Here is a 16,959-nt window from a genome sequence, read left to right as displayed (position 1 = left end):
GCTTCGCCGGCTCATGGCGTGCTAAAGGCCCCCGCCGTGTTTCCCGGCAATGTCACAGACAGGCCATCACCTTTGCCGCCGCCATCATCTCGCGCTCGCGCGCCGCCCGGCGGCCGGCGGCCTCCTCGTCGGCGCCCCATTGCGATATCTGGAAGTCCTCGTCGACATGGGCGGCCAGCCAGGCCTCTTCCGCTGTCAGGTGGCCGCGCTCAAGCGCCAGTGCCAGCAGAGCCGATCCCGTCAGCGTGGTGGCGACATGCATGGCGCCGATCCGCCAGGGATCGGACGGCAGCGCCGCCCGGATCGCCGCGATGGCCGCATCCGGCTGGGCGACGAACATGACGCCTTCCGACAGGATGAAGCGCGCGCCGAGCGCCTCGCGCGACCAGGCCAGCACCGGGTCCCATGTCGCCGCCTGCCGGGCGACGAGGCCGTCCGGACCATCGGCCCGGTAGCAGATGAGGTCCGAGCCGGCATATTTGACGATGTCGTCGGCGACGGGGCCCGGATCCGGAGCGACGCCATCGATGATCGAATTGACGATGCGTGTCACCGGCATGCGCAAGGGGTCGATCACCTCGCCCAGTTCGTCCCATTCCACCGCCACCGCCTCGCCGAGCGCGCGGGTCGGCAGGGCAAAGGGCCTGCGTCCCGGCGTCTTCGCCGGCCGGCCGTCGAGCAGCAGGCGCCAGCCATCCGGCCCCTCGCCCGCCGTCGCCTGGCGGTAGAAGCGCTTGGGCCAGGAGGGCTTCATGGCCTGCCGGGAGGCCGCCACCGGATCGTAGGCGGCGGGGTCCTGGCCGGTCGGAAACCAGTCGTCGAACAGGGTTTTGGTCATGGCGAGCCTCCGGCAGCACGCGACCGCCCGCTCCAGATCGCGTCGAGGCCAGGCAGCAGGGCACCATAGCCGTCGATCAGCAGGTCGGGGGCAAGACCTGCAAGGGCCGCACGCGGGTGATAGCCCCAGGAGACGCCGATGGCGGCGACCCCGGCCGCCTGCGCCATGGCGAGGTCGAAGGTCGTGTCGCCGATCATGACAGTCTCGTGCGGACTGGCGCCGACGGCGGCCATTGCCTGCGCGATCATCGCGGGGTGCGGCTTGGACGGCGCGTCATCGGCTGTCTGGATGGTCGAGAACAGGTCGAACAATCCGTGGTGGCCGAGCACCACGCGCACGCCGCGCTGCGACTTGCCGGTGGCGATCCCCAGCAGCACGTCGTCGCGGGCGGCCAGCGCCCGCACAGCTTCGGCCGCCCCGGAGAACAGCGGCTCGGTTGCGGCGGGATCGGCGCGCAGCGCCTGGAACGAGCCCTTGTAGCCCTCGATCAGGGCGGGGATCGCCGGATCGTCCGGCCCGACGAGCTCCGAAAAGGCCTCGACCAGCGAAAGGCCGACGACGGACAGGGTCGTCGCGCGCGGCGGCGGCACGCGCCCGACCCCGGCAAAGGCCCCGGCCATGGCGGCAACGATCAGGTGCTGGCTGTCGACCAGCGTGCCGTCGCAATCGAAAATGACGAGCTTCACGCGCCGCCCTGCCTGATTCCGCGCCCTTCCAGGGCCTCGACGCGCGCCTCCAGCGCCGCGAGGCGCCGCTCGGCGAGATCGTTCGAGCGGCGCAGTTCCGCGACCAGTTCGCCGATGGCGCGGGCATCGACGCCGGCGCCCGGCACGGTGCGGATCACGCGCCGCGTGACCATGACGATCGCCACCAGCAGCAGGATCGTGATCGCCGCCGTGACATAGATCCAGCCGGTCAGCGACATCACTCCTCCGGCGCCTCGACGATGGGATCATAGCGCGAGGCATCCCAGCCGAGCAGGTTGAAGGTCTGTTCCATATGCGCGGGCAAGGGCGCCGAGATGTCGATCGTCCCCTTCCCCCTCGGGTGCGGCACCACGATGCGGCGGGCATGCAGGTGCAGCTTCTTCTGGATGCCGCCGGGCAGGTCCCAGTTCTCGACGTCGAAATATTTCGGGTCGCCGATGATCGGATAGCCGATCTCGGCGGCATGGACGCGCAATTGATGGGTGCGGCCGGTGACCGGCTTCATCGACAGCCAGGCGAGCTTCTGCGCCATGGTGTCGATGACGGCATAATAGCTGACCGCGTGGGTCGCCCCCTTCTCGCCGTGGCGGGCGATGCGCATGACGCTCTCGTCGGCGCGCTCGTCCTTGGCCAGATAGGTGGAGACGCGGCCCTGGCGCGGCTTCGGCACGCCGGCGACCACTGCCCAGTAGATCTTGCGGGCCGCGCGGGACCGGAACGTCTTGGCCAGTGCCGCGGCGGCAAAGCGCGACTTGGCGACGAGGAGGCAGCCCGACGTGTCCTTGTCGAGACGATGGACGAGGCGGGGACGCTGGCCGTCCTTGTCGGTCAGGGCGGCAAGCATGCCGTCGACATGCTTCTTCATGCCCGAACCGCCCTGCACGGCGAGGCCCGCGGGTTTGGCGAGCACGAGCACGTCGGCATCCTCGTAGAGGGTGATCGAGGCGAGGAAGGCCAGCACGTCGTCCTGCGCCCTGTTCGCGACCGGCCGCGGCTGATCGAGCTTGAGCGGCGGCACGCGCACTGCCTGCCCGGCTTCCAGCCGGTCCTTGGTCTCGACGCGGCGGCCGTTCACGCGCAGTTCGCCCTTGCGGACGATGCGCTGGATGTAGCTGAACGAAAGCTGCGGAAAGCGCGCGGCCAGGAACCGGTCGACGCGCATGTCGTCCTCGTCCGCCGTGACGGCAAGCGTCTGCACGCCGGACTGGAAGGTCGCCGTGGCCGCGGCCTTCAGCTCGGCGCGGGTCGGGCCGGCCTGCGGAACAGGGCGCCGCGAGGACGCCGGCTGGCGGGCGGCAGGCCGTCGGGAGGGCGCCGCCTCCGCATCGCCCCGACCGCGCGGGTCCGGCCTCGGCTCGTCCAGTCCCTCGTCGTCTCCCGCCTGGTCGTCCCCCGTCTCGTCGTCCAGCGCGTCCAGGTCGAGGTCCTCAAGTTCCGCGTCGGCCTGCCATGGCCTTTCGCCACCCTCGATATCCCAGTCGCTGTCGCGGCGGCGGCGCGGTGCTTCGTCGAAGCTGCGAAAGCCCTCGTCGCGCTCCGGCTGGCGCTCGCGGCCGGCGGCAGCGGGAGCACCACGACGCGGGCGCCCGGCATGCAGCGGAGCCTTGCGAACGGTGTCCTCCCGGCTCCCCTGCCCGCGGCTCGTCGGCGCGCCGGCAGCCGGGCGGCTGCGGACAGGCCTGTCGGGCGCGCCGTCCCTGGCGTCCGCGCCTCTGGAGGGGGGCCGCGGTCGTGCCGCTCCGGAACCGGCCGGACGCTTTCCGGGGCCGGCCGGGCGCTTGCCGGGGCCGCCGCGTCCGGGTGGCTTGCCACGGCCCTTCATGGCCGCCCCCCCGGTCCGGGGGTTCGGATGGTCGCCAGGACCGGGGTGCTGTCGATATGATCGCTCATGGGCGAGGACTAGACGAATTTGGCGCCGTTGAACACCGGGTGACGGCAGGCGGGCCGGCCGGTTCCAACCGTTTCTTAAGCCCGCAGGGCGTATCCAGAGCCGATGGCCCTCGTGCGGGAGGGCCGACGGGAAAGCCATGCCGTGTCGGTGATGGGGTCGGAAGAGGCGCAGATGGGGCGCGGCGCGAAGACGCTGCTGTCGCCCGCAGGCATCGTCGCGCGCCTGAAGGCCCTGCTCACCGACCGCTCGGACACATCGGTCGCCCAGCGGATGGCGGGCGCAGCCTTCCTGATCCGGGTCGCCAGCGCCGCCATCGCCTATGTGAGCCAGGTGTTGATGGCGCGCTGGATGGGCTCCTCGGCGTTCGGCACCTATGTGGCGGTCTGGGTCTGGGTGCTGCTGATCGGCCATTTCGCCAATGCCGGGCTTGCCTCCGCCGCCCAGCGCTTTGTGCCGCTCTATGTCGAGCGCGGCGACGAGGCGGGCCTGCGCGGGTTCATCAGCGGGGCGCGGCGGGCGGGTCTGATCATCGCGACCGTCGTCGCCATGGCCGGCCTTGCCGCCCTCTGGCAGTTCGGCTCGTTTCTGTCGCAGCCCATGGTCATGCCGCTGGCGCTCGCCGCGCTGTGCCTGCCCATGTTCGTCGTCACCGACATCCAGGACGGCATCGCCCGCTCCTACAACTGGACCGACCTTGCCCTCGGCCCGCCCTATCTGATCCGCCCGATGGTGCTGCTCGGCGGCATGGCGCTCGGCCATGGCCTGGGTTTTGCCGCCAATGCCGTCACCGCCATGGCCTGCGCGCTGGTTGCAACCTGGGTCGCCGCCCTCGTCCAGTGGTGGCTGCTCGGGCGCCGGCTCGGCGAACGCCTGCCGCCCGGACCACAGCGCAGGGAGACCGGGATCTGGCTGAAGGTCTCGCTGCCGATCTTCGTGGTGGAGACCTTCTATCTCGCCCTCACCTATACCGACGTCGTGCTGCTGGAACGGCTGCGCGGGCCGGAGGAGGTTGCGGTCTACTGGGCAGCGGTGAAGACGCTGGCCCTCGTCGCCTTCATCTATTTTGCGGTCGCGGCCGCGGCCGCCCACCGGTTCAGCGAATATCACGAGGCCGGCGACCGGCAGAAAATGGCGGCGTTCCTGGCAGTCTCCATCCGCTGGACGTTCTTCCCCTCGCTGGCGGCGACCATCGTCATCCTGGCGCTCGGCAGGCCGTTCCTGTCGCTGTTCGGGCCGGACTATCTTGCCGGCTACCCGGCCATGTTCGTGGTCTCGGTCGGCCTGCTGGCGCGTGCGGCCGTGGGTCCGGTCGAACGGCTGCTGGTCATGTCCGGGCACCAGGGCATCTGTGCCGCGATCTATGCGGGGGCCTTCGCCATTGCCGTGATCCTCTGCCTCGTCCTCATCCCGCCGCTTGGCATGATGGGGGCGGCCATCGCGACCGCGACGGCGCTGAGCGTCGAATCGGTCCTGCTGTTTGCGGTTACGGCGACCCGCCTCAACCTTGCCGGCGCCCTCTGGTCGCGCCGCCAGCCGGTTGCCGCCGAATGAGCCCCGCCGCGCCAACCCTCGCCGGTCGCCGGACGGTTTCGGCACCGTCCCTCCAGCCGGATCTCGACGCAGGCCGTCTGGACGGCGAGCGCGATCCGCTCGCCTCGACCTGGGTCCCCGCCGCGGACTGGGCCGCACTGGCCGGTGACTGGCGCCGTCTTGCCGCGGCCAGCGAGCCCAACGTCTTCCTCACGCCCGCCTTCGCCCTTGCCGCCAGAGGCGTCGATCCCGGACCTGGCCTTGGCGCTTTCGCCTTCCATCGGGGCGAGCGGCTGGTCGGGTTCGTGGCCGGCCGGTCCGGTCTTGGCGGACGCGTTTTCAGGCTCTGGTCCCATGCCTATGCGCCCCTGTCGCAGCCGCTGATCGCGGCCGGCGAGGAACGCGCCGTGATCGAGGCGCTGATGGCGGCCCTCGCCGGGCGCCGCTGCGCCGCGCTCGAGGCGAGCCATCTGCCGGACGGCGCCTTCGCCGCGGTCCTTGCCGACGTCGCGACCGAGACGGGCCGGACCTGCGAGCGGATCGCCGCGCACCGGCGCGCGGCCCTGACGGCTCCGCCGCCGGGTCCGTCCAAGGAGATGCGGCGCCTTGCCCGCCGGCTCGCCGAGCAGGGCAGCGTCTGCGACCTGTCGACCGCGTGCGGCCATCCGCATGGCGCCGCCATATCCGGCTTCCTCGCGCTGGAGGCGGCCGGCTGGAAGGGCCGGGAAGGAACCGCCATGGCGGAGGCCGAGGCCGCCCGCGGCTTCTTCTGCGAGGCCCTGTCGGCCCTGCTGGCCGAGAATGCCGCGCGCATCGACCTGTTGGCGCTGGATGGCCGGCCGGTTGCCGGCACCGTGACGCTGCTCGCCGGAGACCGTGCCTGGTACTGGAAGACGGCCTATGACGAGGGCCTCGCCCGCTTTTCGCCAGGCGTGCTGCTGTCGCAGCGCCTCGGCGCCGCGCTGATGGCGGATGGCCGCACGGCGCTCGTCGATTCCTGCGCGGTGCCGGGACATTCGATGATCGACCGGCTGTGGCCGGGCCGGCTCGGCATCGGCCATTGCCTGATCGCGGTCAGGCCGCTGGCCGCCGGACCGGTCTTCCATGCGGCGGTGGCGTTCCGGCGCGCGACGATTGCCGGCCGGGCCCTTGCCAAGCGCCTGCTCAGGCGCTGAGCCGCCGCCTCACACCTGCTCGCGCAACAGACGGCGGATGACCTTGCCGGTCGTGGTCATCGGCAGTTCGTCGATGAAGGCCACCTCGCGCGGGTAGGAATGGGCCGACATGCGCGTTCGCACGAAATCGCGGATGTCGTCGGCGAGAACCTCGGAGGGAGCGACCCCGCGCTTCAGCACCACGAAGGCCTTGACGATCTCGGTGCGCACCGGGTCCGGCTTGCCGACAGCCGCGGCAAGCGCCACGGCCGGATGCCGGATCAGGCAGTCTTCGATCTCGCCCGGGCCGATCCGGTAGCCGGCCGAGGTGATGACGTCGTCGTCGCGGCCGACGAAGCGGATATAACCCTCATCGTCCCGGACCGCCTGATCGCCGGTGGTCATCCAGTCGCCGATGAACTTCTCGGCCGTCGCCTCCGGGCGCTTCCAGTATTCCAGGAACATGACCGGGTCCGGCCGCATGACGGCGATCTGGCCCTGTTCGCCGGGCGCACATTCGCTGCCGTCCGGCCGGACGATGCCGACCCGGTGGCCCGGGATGGGCTTGCCGATGGCTCCCGCCTTCGAGATGCCGAGGGCAGCCGACGACCCGATGACGAGATTGCATTCGGTCTGGCCATAGGCCTCGTTGACGGTGAGGCCGAGCGCCGCCTCGGCCCAGTCATAGGTCTCCGCACCCAGCGTCTCGCCCGCGGAACCGAGCGTGCGAAGCCGGAGCGGATAGCGCGCCCGCGGGTTCTCCACCGCCCGCAGCATGCGCAGCGCGGTGGGCGGCACGAAGGAATTGCGCACCTCCATGGCGGCCATCAGCGCGAACGCGTCGTCCGGGTCGAACTTGTCGAACTTGTGGGCGACCACCGGCACGCCGAAATGCAGCGCGGGCAGCAGGGCATTGAGCAGCCCCCCGGCCCAGGCCCAGTCGGCCGGCGTCCACATGCGGTCGCCGGGCTGGGGAAAGAACTCGTGGGGCAATTCGATTCCCGGCAGGTGGCCGAGCAGCACGCGGTGACCGTGCAGGGCCCCCTTGGGCTGGCCGGTGGTGCCGGAGGTGTAGATCATCATGGCCGGGTCGTCGGCAGCGGTGTCGACCGGCACAAAGGCGGGCGAGGCTCTCTCCAGGCTCTCGTAGAAGCCGGCGACACCGTCCGAAGCGGCGCCATCGACCGACAGGACCAGGGCGAGGTCGCCGAGGCCGTCGCGGATCTGGTCGAGCTTGGCCAGGCCCTCGGCATTGGTGATGAGCGCCCGCGCGCCGGAATCGGACAGGCGATAGGCCAGCGCATCCGTGCCGAACACCGCCGCCAGCGGCACGGCCACGGCGCCCATCTTGTAGATCGCGACATGGGCGATGGCGGCGGCAGCCCCCTGCCCCAGCGCCAGCGCCACACGGTCGCCGCGCCGGATGCCCCGGGCCACCAGCACATTGGCGAGGCGGTTGGACGCATCCTCCAGCCGCCCGAACGTGACGGGCTCGACGCGCCCGTCGGGCTTGCGCCACAGGATGGCGATGCGGCCGGTATCGGTGAGTGCCCAGCGGGTGCAGATATCGGTGCCGATATTGTAGCGCTCCGGCACGGTCCAGCGGAACGCACGGGTCAGGGCATCGAAATCGCGGATGTCAGGCAGCATGGGCCGGTCTTGTGCGGTGGGGGGGCGCGAAGCTTGCACAGGATCGCCAGCGCGTCACCCCGGGAGCCTCAGGCGCCGAAGCGCGTCGGTGCAAAGGGTGCGATGGGAATTGATGTCGGCGCGCCGGCGACGAGTTCGGACACGACCCGCCCGGTGATCGGCCCGGTGGACAGGCCGATATGGCCGTGGCCGAAGGCAAACACGACGTGGGGGTGACGCGGCGCCCGGCCGATCACCGGCAGGCCGTCGGGGGTCGAGGGCCTGGAGCCGTGCCAGGGGCCGGGCTCGACCGCCGCGCCGACGGCCACCGTCTGGCGCGCCTCCTGCTCCACAGCCTCGATCTGGGAAAGGTTCGGCGGCGCATCGCGGCGGGCGAGTTCCACGCCGGAGAGGACGCGCAGGCCGGCATTCATCGGCGCAATGATATAGCTGCCGCCGGTGTCATAGACCGGCCGGGACAGCCGGTGCTCGCCGGCATCCGCAAAGTGGCGGTGGTAGCCCCGTTCCGCGGCCAGCGGAAAGCGGTAGCCCATGGCGCGGGTCAGATCGTGCGAGGCGGCACCCGTGGCCACCACCACCGTCGCCGCGCGGATCTCGCCGCCGCCATCCAGCAGCACCCTGGCGCCGTCGCCGTCCTCGACCACATTCACGGCCCGCCCCGGCACGATCGTGACGCCACGGTCGCGCGCGGCCGCCTCGTAGGCCTGAACCAGCCCGCCGGGGTCGAGCACGGAACCGGTCTCGGTGTGCCAGATGGCCTTTGCGAAGCGCCGCTTCAGGGCCGGCTCGAACTGGGGCAGTTCGGCACCGTCGATCACCTCGAAGCCGACGCGGTACTGGGCGAGGATCTCGCGTTCGAGGGCGGTTCCGGCAAAAGCCTCCTCGCTGCGGTAGAGCTTCATCCAGCCACGGCGGATGATGAGGTCCTGCGCGCCGATCTCGCCGGCCACGCGCCAGTGCTCGTCAAAGGCGGCAGCGCAGAGCGGATCGAGGGCGGCGGCGGCCTCGCGCCAGGAGGCCTCGTTGCAGCGGCGCATGAAGGCGAGCAGCCAGGGCATGACCGCGAGCAGCGAGCCGTAGTCGATGCGGATGGCGTTGTCGCGGTTCAGCGCATAGCGCGGCAGCTTCTTCAGCAGGCCGGGGGCTGCCACCGGGAACAGCGAGCCGCGCGAGATGACGCCGGCATTGCCGTAGCTCGTGGCATTGCGGATGCCGCCGGGGTCGATCAGCGCAACCGAGAGGCCGCGGGACAGGCAGGCGAGTGCCGTCGCCATGCCCACCATGCCGCCGCCGATAATGGCGACGTCGGGTGCGCTGGCCGTCATGGGCGCTCCTGGGTCCGGCATGTTTCACCCATCATCTCGGTCCACGCGAATCCGCAACGCCAATGTCTGCCCGCCCGGTCCAGCGGAAAAGTGACCCCACCCGCACCCTCCCCTTGCTGAGCGAGGAGAGGGAGACTTCGGCGTCCCGTCCGCATGTCGGCGGTCGCGCCAGGCACGAGGGTGGCAGGCGATGCACCGCGCGGTAGTCCCCCCCTCTCCGCACAGCGGGGAGGGTGCGGGTGGGGCCTTTCTCTGCGGTCCCGCGCACCGTCTCAGCGTGCAAGCTTCGGATGCGTGCCCGCGCCGAGATCCCAGTAAAGCCCGGCCATGAGCCCGATGGCCTCGCGGACCAGCGCGGCCGGCACATGCTCGTTGGGGGCATGCTGCGAGCAGCCCGGATAGGAATGGGGCACCCAGATGGTCGGCATGCCGATGATCTCGGCGAAGACGTCGTTGGGCAGCGAACCGCCGGCATTGGGGATCACCGCCGGCTTCTTGCCGGTCGTCTCGGCGATGGAGGCGGCGGCCCACTGGACCCAGGGATGGTCGGGATCGGTGCGCGTGGCCTTGAAGGCGACGTCGCGGCCGCTTGAAACCTCGACATCGGGAAAACCATGGCGGTCGAGGTGGCGACGAAGGGCCGGAATGAAACCGTCCGGGTCGGAGCCCACGACCGTGCGGATCTGGCAGACGGCCCGGGCCGCCGGCGGCACCGCGTTCTGCGGATTGGAAATGTCGCCGGCGCCAAGCGCCAGAACCTCGAACGTGTTCCAGCCATAGACCTTCTCGGCCGGGGTGAAGCCCGCCTCGCCCCACCAGGGATCGATCTGGGGTCCGCCGGGAATGCTCGCCGGCTGGATGTCGGACAGCGCGCGCTTCACGGAATCCGGCATGTCCTTCGGCAGAAGCTCGTGAACCCGCACCTGGCCGGTCGGGCCGATGATGGTGGAGATCGCGTGAGCGAGGCGAACGGCCGGGTTCGACAAGAGGCCGCCCCAATTGCCGGAATGGTGGCCGCCCTCGCGGGCATTGATGGTGAGGTCGATGCGGTAGGCCCCGCGCGAGCCGAGGCAGAGGGTGGGACGTTCGGCGGTCATGCGCGGGCCGTCCGAGCCGATCAGCACGTCGGCCAGGAACAGGTCGCGGTTGTCGCGGGCGAGATCATGCAGGCCGGCGGAGCCCACCTCCTCGCCCATCTCGATGAGATAGCGGACATTGAAGCCAAGCTTGCCACGGGTCTCCAGCACGGAGCGCAGCGCCTCGATATTGATGGCGTGCTGGCCCTTGTTGTCGACCACGCCGCGGCCGTACCAGGTGTCGCCGGTATCATCGAGCGTCCAGGGGTCGCGGCCGTCCTTCCACTGGCCCTCCAACCCGGCAATGACGTCGCCATGGCCGTAGCCGAGCACGGTCACGAGGGCCGGATCCTCCATCCGTTCCGCCAGCAGGAACGGACCCCTGGCGTTGGGGTGGGTGAGGATGCGGCAGGAGAACCCCATGGACTCCAGAGAGGGCTGCATCTCCCCGGTGAGATAGCGCCCGAGATCGGGCGCGCGCGCCGGGTTCTGGCTCTCGGTCGGAATGGCGATGCGGCGGGCGAAGATCGCCTTGAGGCGGCCGTCGTCGAACATCTGGTGGGCGGCGGCGACGGCGGCAGCGCGGGTCATGGGCGGGCTCTGGGTCTGGAGGCTGTGACGGAGACTAGCTCACGCCGCCTGCCGGGCCATGTCCGGATCGTGGAGGTGGCATGCGACAAGGCCATGCCCGGTGGCAAGGTTGCGCGGCTCCGTCGTCCGGCAGGGCCCGAAGGCATGGGCGCAGCGCGGGTGGAAGGCGCAGCCCGGCGGCGGGTTGAGCGGATCGGGGAAGGCCAGGCCAAGGCCGGTCTCGGGAATGCCGCGGCCGGGCTCCGGGGTGAGAACCGAGTCGAGCAGCGCGCGGGTATAGGGATGGCGCGGCTCGCGGAACAGGGCGGCCGTCTCCGAGAGTTCCACCACCCGTCCCAGATACATGACGGCCACGCGCGTGGCGATGTGCTCGACCACGGCGAGGTTGTGGGAGATGAAGACATAGGTGAGGCCGAAATCGCGGCGCAGGTCCAGAAGCAGGTTGAGGATCTGCGACTGCACGGACACATCGAGCGCCGAGGTCGGCTCGTCGCAGACGACCAGTTCCGGTTCCATGACGAGGGCGCGTGCGATCGCCACCCGCTGGCGCTGGCCGCCGGAAAGCTGGTTCGGATAGCGATCGGCGAAGCGCTTGGGCAGGCCGACCTTGTCGAGGATGGCGAGCGCCCTCTGGCGCCGCTCCTCGGCCGTGCCGATGCCGTGGACCACCAGCGGAAAGGCCACGATGGACGCCACCGTCTTGCGCGGGTTCAGCGAGGAATAAGGATCCTGGAACACCGGCTGGATGCGCCGCGCCACCGCCTTGCGGTCCAGCGCACGCATGTCCTTGCCGTCTAGGGCAATCGTCCCGGCGGTGGCCGGCAGCAGGCCGAGCACCATCTTGGCCAGCGTGGACTTGCCGCAGCCGGACTCGCCGACAATGCCGAGCACCTCGCCCTTCTCGACGGTGAGGTCGATGCCGTTCACCGCATGCAGGGTCTTCGTCTTCGCGAACAGGCCCTGGCTCACCTTGAAGGTGCGCGACACGCCCGAAATGGTCAGAAGCGCGCTCATGCCGCCACCTTGGAATTGATCGTCTTGGCGATATCGCCAGATCGTGCGATATTGCCGCTATGAAGACCGTTGTACTGGCTCCTATGGCCGCCCGGTCGCTGGATCGGATTGCGGAGCCTGACAGGACAGCTCTGGTCGAGGCCCTGGCTGGCTATGCGCTGGGCAAGCCGAGTGACACCAAGGCCATGGTCGGAACACCAACCGTTCGGCTGCGGGTCGGCGACTACCGGATCATCTTCGATGAGACGCCGACCGCAATCACCGTTCTGGCGCTGGGGCACCGGCGCGACATCTATCGCTAGGAGAGGCGACCCATGACCGTTCAGATCATCCATACGGACAGTGGCGAGGAACTGGTCGTCATCAGTCGCCGGGACTACGACGCCCTGCTCGCCCGCCTCGGCGACGAGGACGCAGAGGACCGGATGACGTTGCTGCTGGCCGCCGAGGCACGCGCCGAGCAGCCCCTGCCCTCCGAAGTCTCGGCTGCGGTCCTTTCCGGCGCCAGCCTCGTCAAGGCTGTGCGCCAGTGGCGCGGTTTGACGCAGTCGGCGCTTGCCGAGGCTGCCGGCATCAATCAGGGCTTCGTCAGCGAGATCGAGAGTGGAGCCAAGGGGGCCTCGCCCGAGACGCTGGCAAGGCTCGCCGTAGCGCTCGGCGTGCCAGCGGGCTGGCTCGGCTGACCGGCGGCTCATGCCGCCACCTTGAGACAGGACCAGCCATGGGCGCCTTGGCTGCGCCAGGGCACCTCGCCGGCGCAGGCCGCGTCGGCCATCGCGCAGCGGGTGCGGAAGACGCAGCCGGAAATGTCGCCGACCAGCGAGGGCACCACGCCGGGGATCGATCCGAGCCGGTCGCCCGGCAGGGTGCGGCCCGGCACCGGGATGCATTCCATCAGGCCGTGGGTATAGGGGTGTTTCGGCGCGCCGAAGACCTCGTCGGACGTGCCGGTCTCGACGATCTCGCCGGCATACATGACGGCCACCCTGTGGGCCATGCGGGCCACGACGCCGAGATCGTGGGTGATCAGAAGCAGCGCGATGCCTAATTCCTGCTGAAGGTCGAGCAGCAGGCGCAGAATCTGCGCCTGGATGGTCACGTCGAGCGCGGTGGTCGGCTCGTCGGCGACCAGCAGGTCCGGTCCGCACATCAGCGCCATGGCGATCATGACGCGCTGGCGCAGGCCGCCTGAGAGCTGGTGCGGATACTGGGTCAGCCGCTGGCCGGCATTGGCGATGCCGACCTTGTCGAGCAGGAACACCGCCCGCTCGCGGGCCTCGGCTGCCGATGAGCCCTTGTGCAGCCGGTGATGCTCGGTGAGCTGGTCACCGATCATGTAGGCCGGGTTCAGCGCCGTCATGGGCTCCTGGAAGATCATGGCCATGCGGTCGCCGCGCAGGGCGTTCCAGCGCTGCGGGCCGGCACCGATCAGGTCTTCCCCGTCGAGGACGAGGCGCGAGGCCTTGCGCACGGCGCGCGGCGGCAGCAGGTCCATGATGGAGAAGGCGGTCATCGACTTGCCGCAGCCGGATTCGCCGACCAGGCACAGCGTCTCGCCACGGGCGATCTGGAAGGAGATGCCGCGCACGGCATGCAGGGTACCGGCGGCGACCGGCAGGTCGACGGTGAGCCCCTCGACGTCGAGAACGATGTCGGGCGCGCTCACGAGCGGCCCTCCGGCGCGGTGACGTCGCGCAGGCCGTCGCCGATCATGTTGATGGCCAGCACGAGGACGGCCAATGCGGTGCCGGGGATGGCGATGAGCCAGAACGAGAAGAACATGAAATTCTTGGCTTCCGAGATCATGAGGCCCCAGGAGGGCAAGGGCGGCTGCACGCCGAGGCCGAGGAAGGACAGGGCGGCCTCCAGCAGGATGGCGCTGGCGGCTTCGACGGTTGCGACCACGATGAGCTGCGGCGCCACATTGGGCAGGATTTCGCCGAGAATGATGCGCAGGCGCGAGGCACCGGCCGCCTCGGCCGCCGCGACATAGTCGAGCGAGCGCACCTGCTGGGTCGCCGAGCGCATGACGACGGCAAAGCGGTCCCATTTGAGCAGCCCGAGCACCGCGATCACGATGAACAGCGTGCCCCCCACCATGGCCACCACGGCGAGCGCCACCAGAACCACCGGCAGGGCCAGGCGCGTGGTGATGAAGAAGGTGATCGCCATGTCGACCCGCCCGCCGAAATAGCCGGCGGCTAGGCCGAGCGCGGTCCCGATCGTGCCGGAGATCAGCATCACCGAGATGCCGATCAGCAGCGAGATCTGCGCACCGTAGAGCGTGCGCGAAAGATAATCGCGGCCGAGATTGTCGGTGCCGAACGGATGCGCCCAGGTGCCGCGCTCGTACCAGATGGGCGGCACGAGGCGGTTGTTGAGATTCTGGTCGTAGGGATCGTGCGGGGAGACCAGCGGCGCCAGCAGCGCGATGGCCAGGATGGTGCCGAAAAGGCCGAGGCCGATCAGCAGCCCCTTGTGGCCGCGGATGCGCCGCCACATGCGGGTGGCGGCCGAGGGCTCGGCGACATCGAACGTGTCGGCGCGGACAGCATCGGTCATGTCAGGCCACCCGGATCCTGGGGTCGAGCCAGGCATTGAGAAGGTCGGCGCCAAGCGTCAGCGCCACATAGCTGACGGCGAGCAGCATCAGCACGGCCTGGATGACCGGGAAGTCCTTCTGGGAAATCGACTGGTAGGCCAGGTAGCCGAGCCCGTCGAGGGCGAAGACCGTCTCGATGACGATCGAGCCGCCGAGCAGGAAGCCGAGCTGGACGGCGGTCAGCGCCACGACGGGCACGAGCGCGTTGCGCAGGGCGTGCTTGATCACGACGGTACGGGTCGGCAGGCCCTTGGCCCGGGCGGTGCGGACATAGTCGGAGCCGAGAACCTCCACCATGCCGGCCCGCACCAGCCGCATGAAGGGCGGTGTGACGTAATAGCCGAGTGCAACGGTCGGCATGACGAAATGCCACCAGGTGTCGGTGCCGGAGACCGGCAGCCAGCCCAGCGTGATCGAGAAGATGATCACCAGACAGAGGGCGAAGAAGAAATTCGGCAGCGCCTGGCCGACCACGGCGAGGCCGAGGCAGAGCCGGTCGATCCACGAGTTCTGCCAGATCGCCGCCATGACGCCGAGCGGAATGGACAGAATCAACGCGAAGCTGATGGACAGCACGCCGAGGATCAGGGTGGTGGAGATCTTCTCGCGGATCAGATCGACCACCGGCGTCTTGAAATAGAGCGACTGGCCGAGATCGCCGGACGCCGTGCGGCCGAGCCATTCCAGGTACTGGACGATGATGGGACGGTCGAGGCCGTATTGCTGGCGGACGGCGGCGATGTCCTCGGCGCGTGCGCCCTCGCCCGCGATGGCGATGGCGACATCGCCCGTCAGCCTCAGCAGGATGAAGGCGAGCGCGGAGACCGCAAACGCCACGAGCGCGGCCAGACCCAGCCGCTTGAGGGTATAGAACAGCATGTGCGATGCGCTTTCCGGTTCATCCCGGCCGCCACCCGCGGGGGCGACGGCCGGGATGATGCGTTATTTCCAGCGCATTTCCCAGAACCGCGGCAGCTCGTCGGGATAGGCCGCGAACTCCAGGTCCCGCGAGGCCACGTAGAAGGTCACGAGGTTGTACAGCGGCACCGAATAGGCCTGGTCTGTGATGATGGCATGGGCCTCGCGATAGGCGGCGATGCGCTGCTGCGGATCGGTCACCGTGTCGCCGCGGGTGAGCAGCTCGATCACCTTGGGATCGCGCGAGATGTCGTCGTCCAGGCCCTTGTAGTAGACGGGCGTGGAGGCCGACACGTCGTTGATCGAGAACGAACCCCAGGTCTGGTGCGCCATGGACGCCCGGTGCGAGCGGATCTGGTCGCGCATGGCGGCATACTGGCCGAAGCGCAGGGTCGCGCGAATGCCGATGGCGCGCAGGTAGTTGATCATCGCCTCGGACTGGTTGCGCTCGCGATAGGCGTGGAACTCGACGTCGAAGCCGTTCGGGAAGCCGGCCTCGGCGAGGAGCTGGCGCGCCTTGGCCGGGTTGTAGTCATAGACCGTCGCCTTGGAGTCATCGCAGCCGAACTGCGTCGGGAAGCAGATGGCATTGATCAGGTTCGATCCCGGCCCGACAAGCTGGGTCGCCATGGTCTGCCGGTCGATGGCATGGGCGATGGCGCGGCGCACGCGGACGTCACGCAGCTGCGGGGCCGGCGAGCGCTCGGTCGTGGCAAGATTCAGGAAGACGATGCGCATCGTGCCGCCGGAGACGACCTGGAGATGCGGCACCGCGCGCATCTGCTGGGCCTGGTCGGGCGCCACGTTCATGACGAAATCCAGCCCGCCCGACAGCATCTCGGCAACCTGGGTCTGCCGGTCCGGGATGAAGCGGATGACGATGCGCTGGATGGTGGGCTGCGGCTTGGGGCTGTCGCGGAAATAGTCGGGGTTGCGCTCCAGCGTCACCGAGCGGCCGATCTGATGCTCGACGATCCGGTAGGGACCCGAGCCGACCGGCTTTTCGTTCATGCCGCGCGGACCCACCTGCTCGTAATACGCACCCGGATGGATGACGATCGGGCCGGCCAGATATTCGATCGCGGCCGGGAACGGACGCTTGGTGATGATCCGCACCTTGTGGCTGTCGACCTTCTCGACACGGTCGATCCAGTTGACGTTCGACTGGGTGGTCGAGCGGTTGGCCGGATTGGAGACGTAGTTGAGGGTGAAGACGACGTCGTCGGCGGTGAACTCGGCGCCGTTGTGGAACTTGACGCCGCGGCGCAGGTCGAGCTCGAGCGTCGTCTCGTTGACCCAGCGCCAGGCGGTGGCGAGCTGGCCCTTGTACTCGTTGGTCTTCGGGTCGCGGTAGATCAGCGTGTCCCAGACCTGGTGGGCGATGATGACGCCGATACGGACATTGTTGAAATAGGGATCGACGTTCTCCGGCACCTGGTCATAGGCGAAGCGGATGGTGTTGGCGCGCTTCTGCGCTTCAGCCGGAGCGGCGAAGCTGAACGCGACGGCAGCGCCGATGGCCAGACCGAAAACCGGCCGGACGACCGAACGCCAGATGGACGACCGCAACATGGCCCGTTCCTTCATTGGTGGGAGGGATCTCAAGTGGCGGGGATCGTCGCGCGCCGCGCTCAATTGTGTCAAGACTTGGACAGCTCGCGAG

General features: G+C 69.5%; 16 protein-coding genes. 4 read left to right on the top strand and 12 right to left on the bottom strand.

Features of this window, described 5'->3' with window-relative positions:
- Positions 1 to 52 precede the first annotated feature (52 nt).
- From ACTIFS_RS20890 to ACTIFS_RS20875, 4 genes are read right to left on the bottom strand one after another with little or no spacing between them, the layout of a single operon-like run.
- The gene (locus tag ACTIFS_RS20890; RefSeq protein WP_439576055.1) at positions 53 to 838 is read right to left on the bottom strand and encodes an ATP12 family chaperone protein; all 786 of its coding nucleotides are present in this window, start codon (positions 836 to 838) and stop codon (positions 53 to 55) included.
- Positions 835 to 1,524: an HAD-IA family hydrolase gene (locus tag ACTIFS_RS20885; protein WP_439576054.1), complete on the bottom strand. Its 690-nt coding sequence runs from the start codon at positions 1,522 to 1,524 to the stop codon at positions 835 to 837. The genes ACTIFS_RS20890 and ACTIFS_RS20885 overlap by 4 nt, the downstream gene beginning before the upstream one ends.
- Positions 1,521 to 1,763, bottom strand: a complete 243-nt coding sequence (locus ACTIFS_RS20880) for a hypothetical protein (RefSeq protein WP_439576053.1) — start codon at positions 1,761 to 1,763, stop codon at positions 1,521 to 1,523. Before ACTIFS_RS20880 ends, ACTIFS_RS20885 begins: the two co-directional genes overlap by 4 nt.
- Positions 1,763 to 3,367 (bottom strand): RluA family pseudouridine synthase, encoded by a 1,605-nt coding sequence (locus tag ACTIFS_RS20875; RefSeq protein ID WP_439576052.1) that lies wholly within the window; start codon positions 3,365 to 3,367, stop codon positions 1,763 to 1,765. The genes ACTIFS_RS20880 and ACTIFS_RS20875 overlap by 1 nt, the downstream gene beginning before the upstream one ends.
- A gap of 171 nt (positions 3,368 to 3,538) precedes the next feature.
- On the opposite strand from ACTIFS_RS20875, the gene ACTIFS_RS20870 reads away from it, so the two are divergent.
- Positions 3,539 to 4,987 carry a lipopolysaccharide biosynthesis protein gene (locus ACTIFS_RS20870; protein WP_439576051.1) on the top strand — a complete coding sequence of 483 codons (1,449 nt, stop codon included), beginning with the start codon at positions 3,539 to 3,541 and terminating at the stop codon, positions 4,985 to 4,987.
- A complete protein-coding gene (locus tag ACTIFS_RS20865) occupies positions 4,984 to 6,141 on the top strand; it encodes a GNAT family N-acetyltransferase (protein WP_439576050.1) in 1,158 nt (385 codons plus the stop codon). The genes ACTIFS_RS20870 and ACTIFS_RS20865 overlap by 4 nt, the downstream gene beginning before the upstream one ends.
- A gap of 9 nt (positions 6,142 to 6,150) precedes the next feature.
- Here ACTIFS_RS20865 and ACTIFS_RS20860 read toward each other — a convergent pair whose 3' ends face one another.
- From ACTIFS_RS20860 to ACTIFS_RS20845, 4 genes are all read right to left on the bottom strand, one after another.
- Positions 6,151 to 7,770, bottom strand: coding sequence for an AMP-binding protein (locus ACTIFS_RS20860; protein ID WP_439576049.1), 1,620 nt, complete (start codon positions 7,768 to 7,770; stop codon positions 6,151 to 6,153).
- Positions 7,771 to 7,838: 68 nt separating this feature from the next.
- Complete coding sequence (locus ACTIFS_RS20855; RefSeq protein WP_439576048.1) at positions 7,839 to 9,095, bottom strand: NAD(P)/FAD-dependent oxidoreductase; 1,257 nt, start codon at positions 9,093 to 9,095, stop codon at positions 7,839 to 7,841.
- 272 nt (positions 9,096 to 9,367) lie between these two features.
- Positions 9,368 to 10,762, bottom strand: a complete 1,395-nt coding sequence (locus tag ACTIFS_RS20850; protein WP_439576047.1) for a M20 family metallopeptidase — start codon at positions 10,760 to 10,762, stop codon at positions 9,368 to 9,370.
- 39 nt (positions 10,763 to 10,801) lie between these two features.
- On the bottom strand, positions 10,802 to 11,776 hold the full coding sequence (locus ACTIFS_RS20845) for an ABC transporter ATP-binding protein (RefSeq protein ID WP_439576046.1): 975 nt from the start codon (positions 11,774 to 11,776) through the stop codon (positions 10,802 to 10,804).
- Between the two features lie 59 nt (positions 11,777 to 11,835).
- Between ACTIFS_RS20845 and ACTIFS_RS20840 the strand changes: the two genes are divergently transcribed.
- Positions 11,836 to 12,078 (top strand): type II toxin-antitoxin system RelE family toxin, encoded by a 243-nt coding sequence (locus tag ACTIFS_RS20840; protein ID WP_439576045.1) that lies wholly within the window; start codon positions 11,836 to 11,838, stop codon positions 12,076 to 12,078.
- A 12-nt stretch (positions 12,079 to 12,090) separates the two neighbouring features.
- Positions 12,091 to 12,459: a helix-turn-helix domain-containing protein gene (locus tag ACTIFS_RS20835; RefSeq protein WP_439576044.1), complete on the top strand. Its 369-nt coding sequence runs from the start codon at positions 12,091 to 12,093 to the stop codon at positions 12,457 to 12,459.
- An 8-nt stretch (positions 12,460 to 12,467) separates the two neighbouring features.
- Here the strand turns inward: ACTIFS_RS20835 and ACTIFS_RS20830 are convergent, their stop codons facing one another.
- The 4 genes from ACTIFS_RS20830 to ACTIFS_RS20815 all read right to left on the bottom strand — a co-directional run bounded on the left by ACTIFS_RS20830 (position 12,468) and on the right by ACTIFS_RS20815 (position 16,868).
- Complete coding sequence (locus ACTIFS_RS20830; protein ID WP_439576043.1) at positions 12,468 to 13,442, bottom strand: ABC transporter ATP-binding protein; 975 nt, start codon at positions 13,440 to 13,442, stop codon at positions 12,468 to 12,470.
- Positions 13,439 to 14,338: an ABC transporter permease gene (locus ACTIFS_RS20825; protein WP_439576042.1), complete on the bottom strand. Its 900-nt coding sequence runs from the start codon at positions 14,336 to 14,338 to the stop codon at positions 13,439 to 13,441. Before ACTIFS_RS20825 ends, ACTIFS_RS20830 begins: the two co-directional genes overlap by 4 nt.
- A 1-nt stretch (position 14,339) precedes the next feature.
- Positions 14,340 to 15,257, bottom strand: coding sequence for an ABC transporter permease (locus ACTIFS_RS20820; protein WP_439576041.1), 918 nt, complete (start codon positions 15,255 to 15,257; stop codon positions 14,340 to 14,342).
- A 63-nt stretch (positions 15,258 to 15,320) separates the two neighbouring features.
- A complete protein-coding gene (locus ACTIFS_RS20815) occupies positions 15,321 to 16,868 on the bottom strand; it encodes an ABC transporter substrate-binding protein (RefSeq protein WP_439576040.1) in 1,548 nt (515 codons plus the stop codon).
- Positions 16,869 to 16,959 lie beyond the last annotated feature (91 nt).

The organism is Phreatobacter sp., from assembly GCF_051860605.1.
Taxonomy (GTDB): domain Bacteria; phylum Pseudomonadota; class Alphaproteobacteria; order Rhizobiales; family Phreatobacteraceae; genus Phreatobacter.
The sequence above is the reverse complement of the archived record's forward strand: the minus strand, read 5'-3'. Positions and strand labels throughout refer to the sequence as shown.

What these genes read in the sequence shown, in the direction of transcription:
- ACTIFS_RS20890 (WP_439576055.1), bottom strand. Translation starts at nt 838, where the DNA reads ATGACCAAAACCCTGTTCGACGACTGGTTTCCGACCGGCCAGGACCCC.
- ACTIFS_RS20880 (WP_439576053.1), bottom strand. Translation starts at nt 1,763, where the DNA reads ATGTCGCTGACCGGCTGGATCTATGTCACGGCGGCGATCACGATCCTG.
- ACTIFS_RS20875 (WP_439576052.1), bottom strand. Translation starts at nt 3,367, where the DNA reads ATGAAGGGCCGTGGCAAGCCACCCGGACGCGGCGGCCCCGGCAAGCGC.
- ACTIFS_RS20870 (WP_439576051.1), top strand. Translation starts at nt 3,539, where the DNA reads ATGGCCCTCGTGCGGGAGGGCCGACGGGAAAGCCATGCCGTGTCGGTG.
- ACTIFS_RS20865 (WP_439576050.1), top strand. Translation starts at nt 4,984, where the DNA reads ATGAGCCCCGCCGCGCCAACCCTCGCCGGTCGCCGGACGGTTTCGGCA.
- ACTIFS_RS20860 (WP_439576049.1), bottom strand. Translation starts at nt 7,770, where the DNA reads ATGCTGCCTGACATCCGCGATTTCGATGCCCTGACCCGTGCGTTCCGC.
- ACTIFS_RS20855 (WP_439576048.1), bottom strand. Translation starts at nt 9,095, where the DNA reads ATGACGGCCAGCGCACCCGACGTCGCCATTATCGGCGGCGGCATGGTG.
- ACTIFS_RS20850 (WP_439576047.1), bottom strand. Translation starts at nt 10,762, where the DNA reads ATGACCCGCGCTGCCGCCGTCGCCGCCGCCCACCAGATGTTCGACGAC.
- ACTIFS_RS20845 (WP_439576046.1), bottom strand. Translation starts at nt 11,776, where the DNA reads ATGAGCGCGCTTCTGACCATTTCGGGCGTGTCGCGCACCTTCAAGGTG.
- ACTIFS_RS20840 (WP_439576045.1), top strand. Translation starts at nt 11,836, where the DNA reads ATGAAGACCGTTGTACTGGCTCCTATGGCCGCCCGGTCGCTGGATCGG.
- ACTIFS_RS20835 (WP_439576044.1), top strand. Translation starts at nt 12,091, where the DNA reads ATGACCGTTCAGATCATCCATACGGACAGTGGCGAGGAACTGGTCGTC.
- ACTIFS_RS20825 (WP_439576042.1), bottom strand. Translation starts at nt 14,338, where the DNA reads ATGACCGATGCTGTCCGCGCCGACACGTTCGATGTCGCCGAGCCCTCG.
- ACTIFS_RS20820 (WP_439576041.1), bottom strand. Translation starts at nt 15,257, where the DNA reads ATGCTGTTCTATACCCTCAAGCGGCTGGGTCTGGCCGCGCTCGTGGCG.
- ACTIFS_RS20815 (WP_439576040.1), bottom strand. Translation starts at nt 16,868, where the DNA reads ATGTTGCGGTCGTCCATCTGGCGTTCGGTCGTCCGGCCGGTTTTCGGT.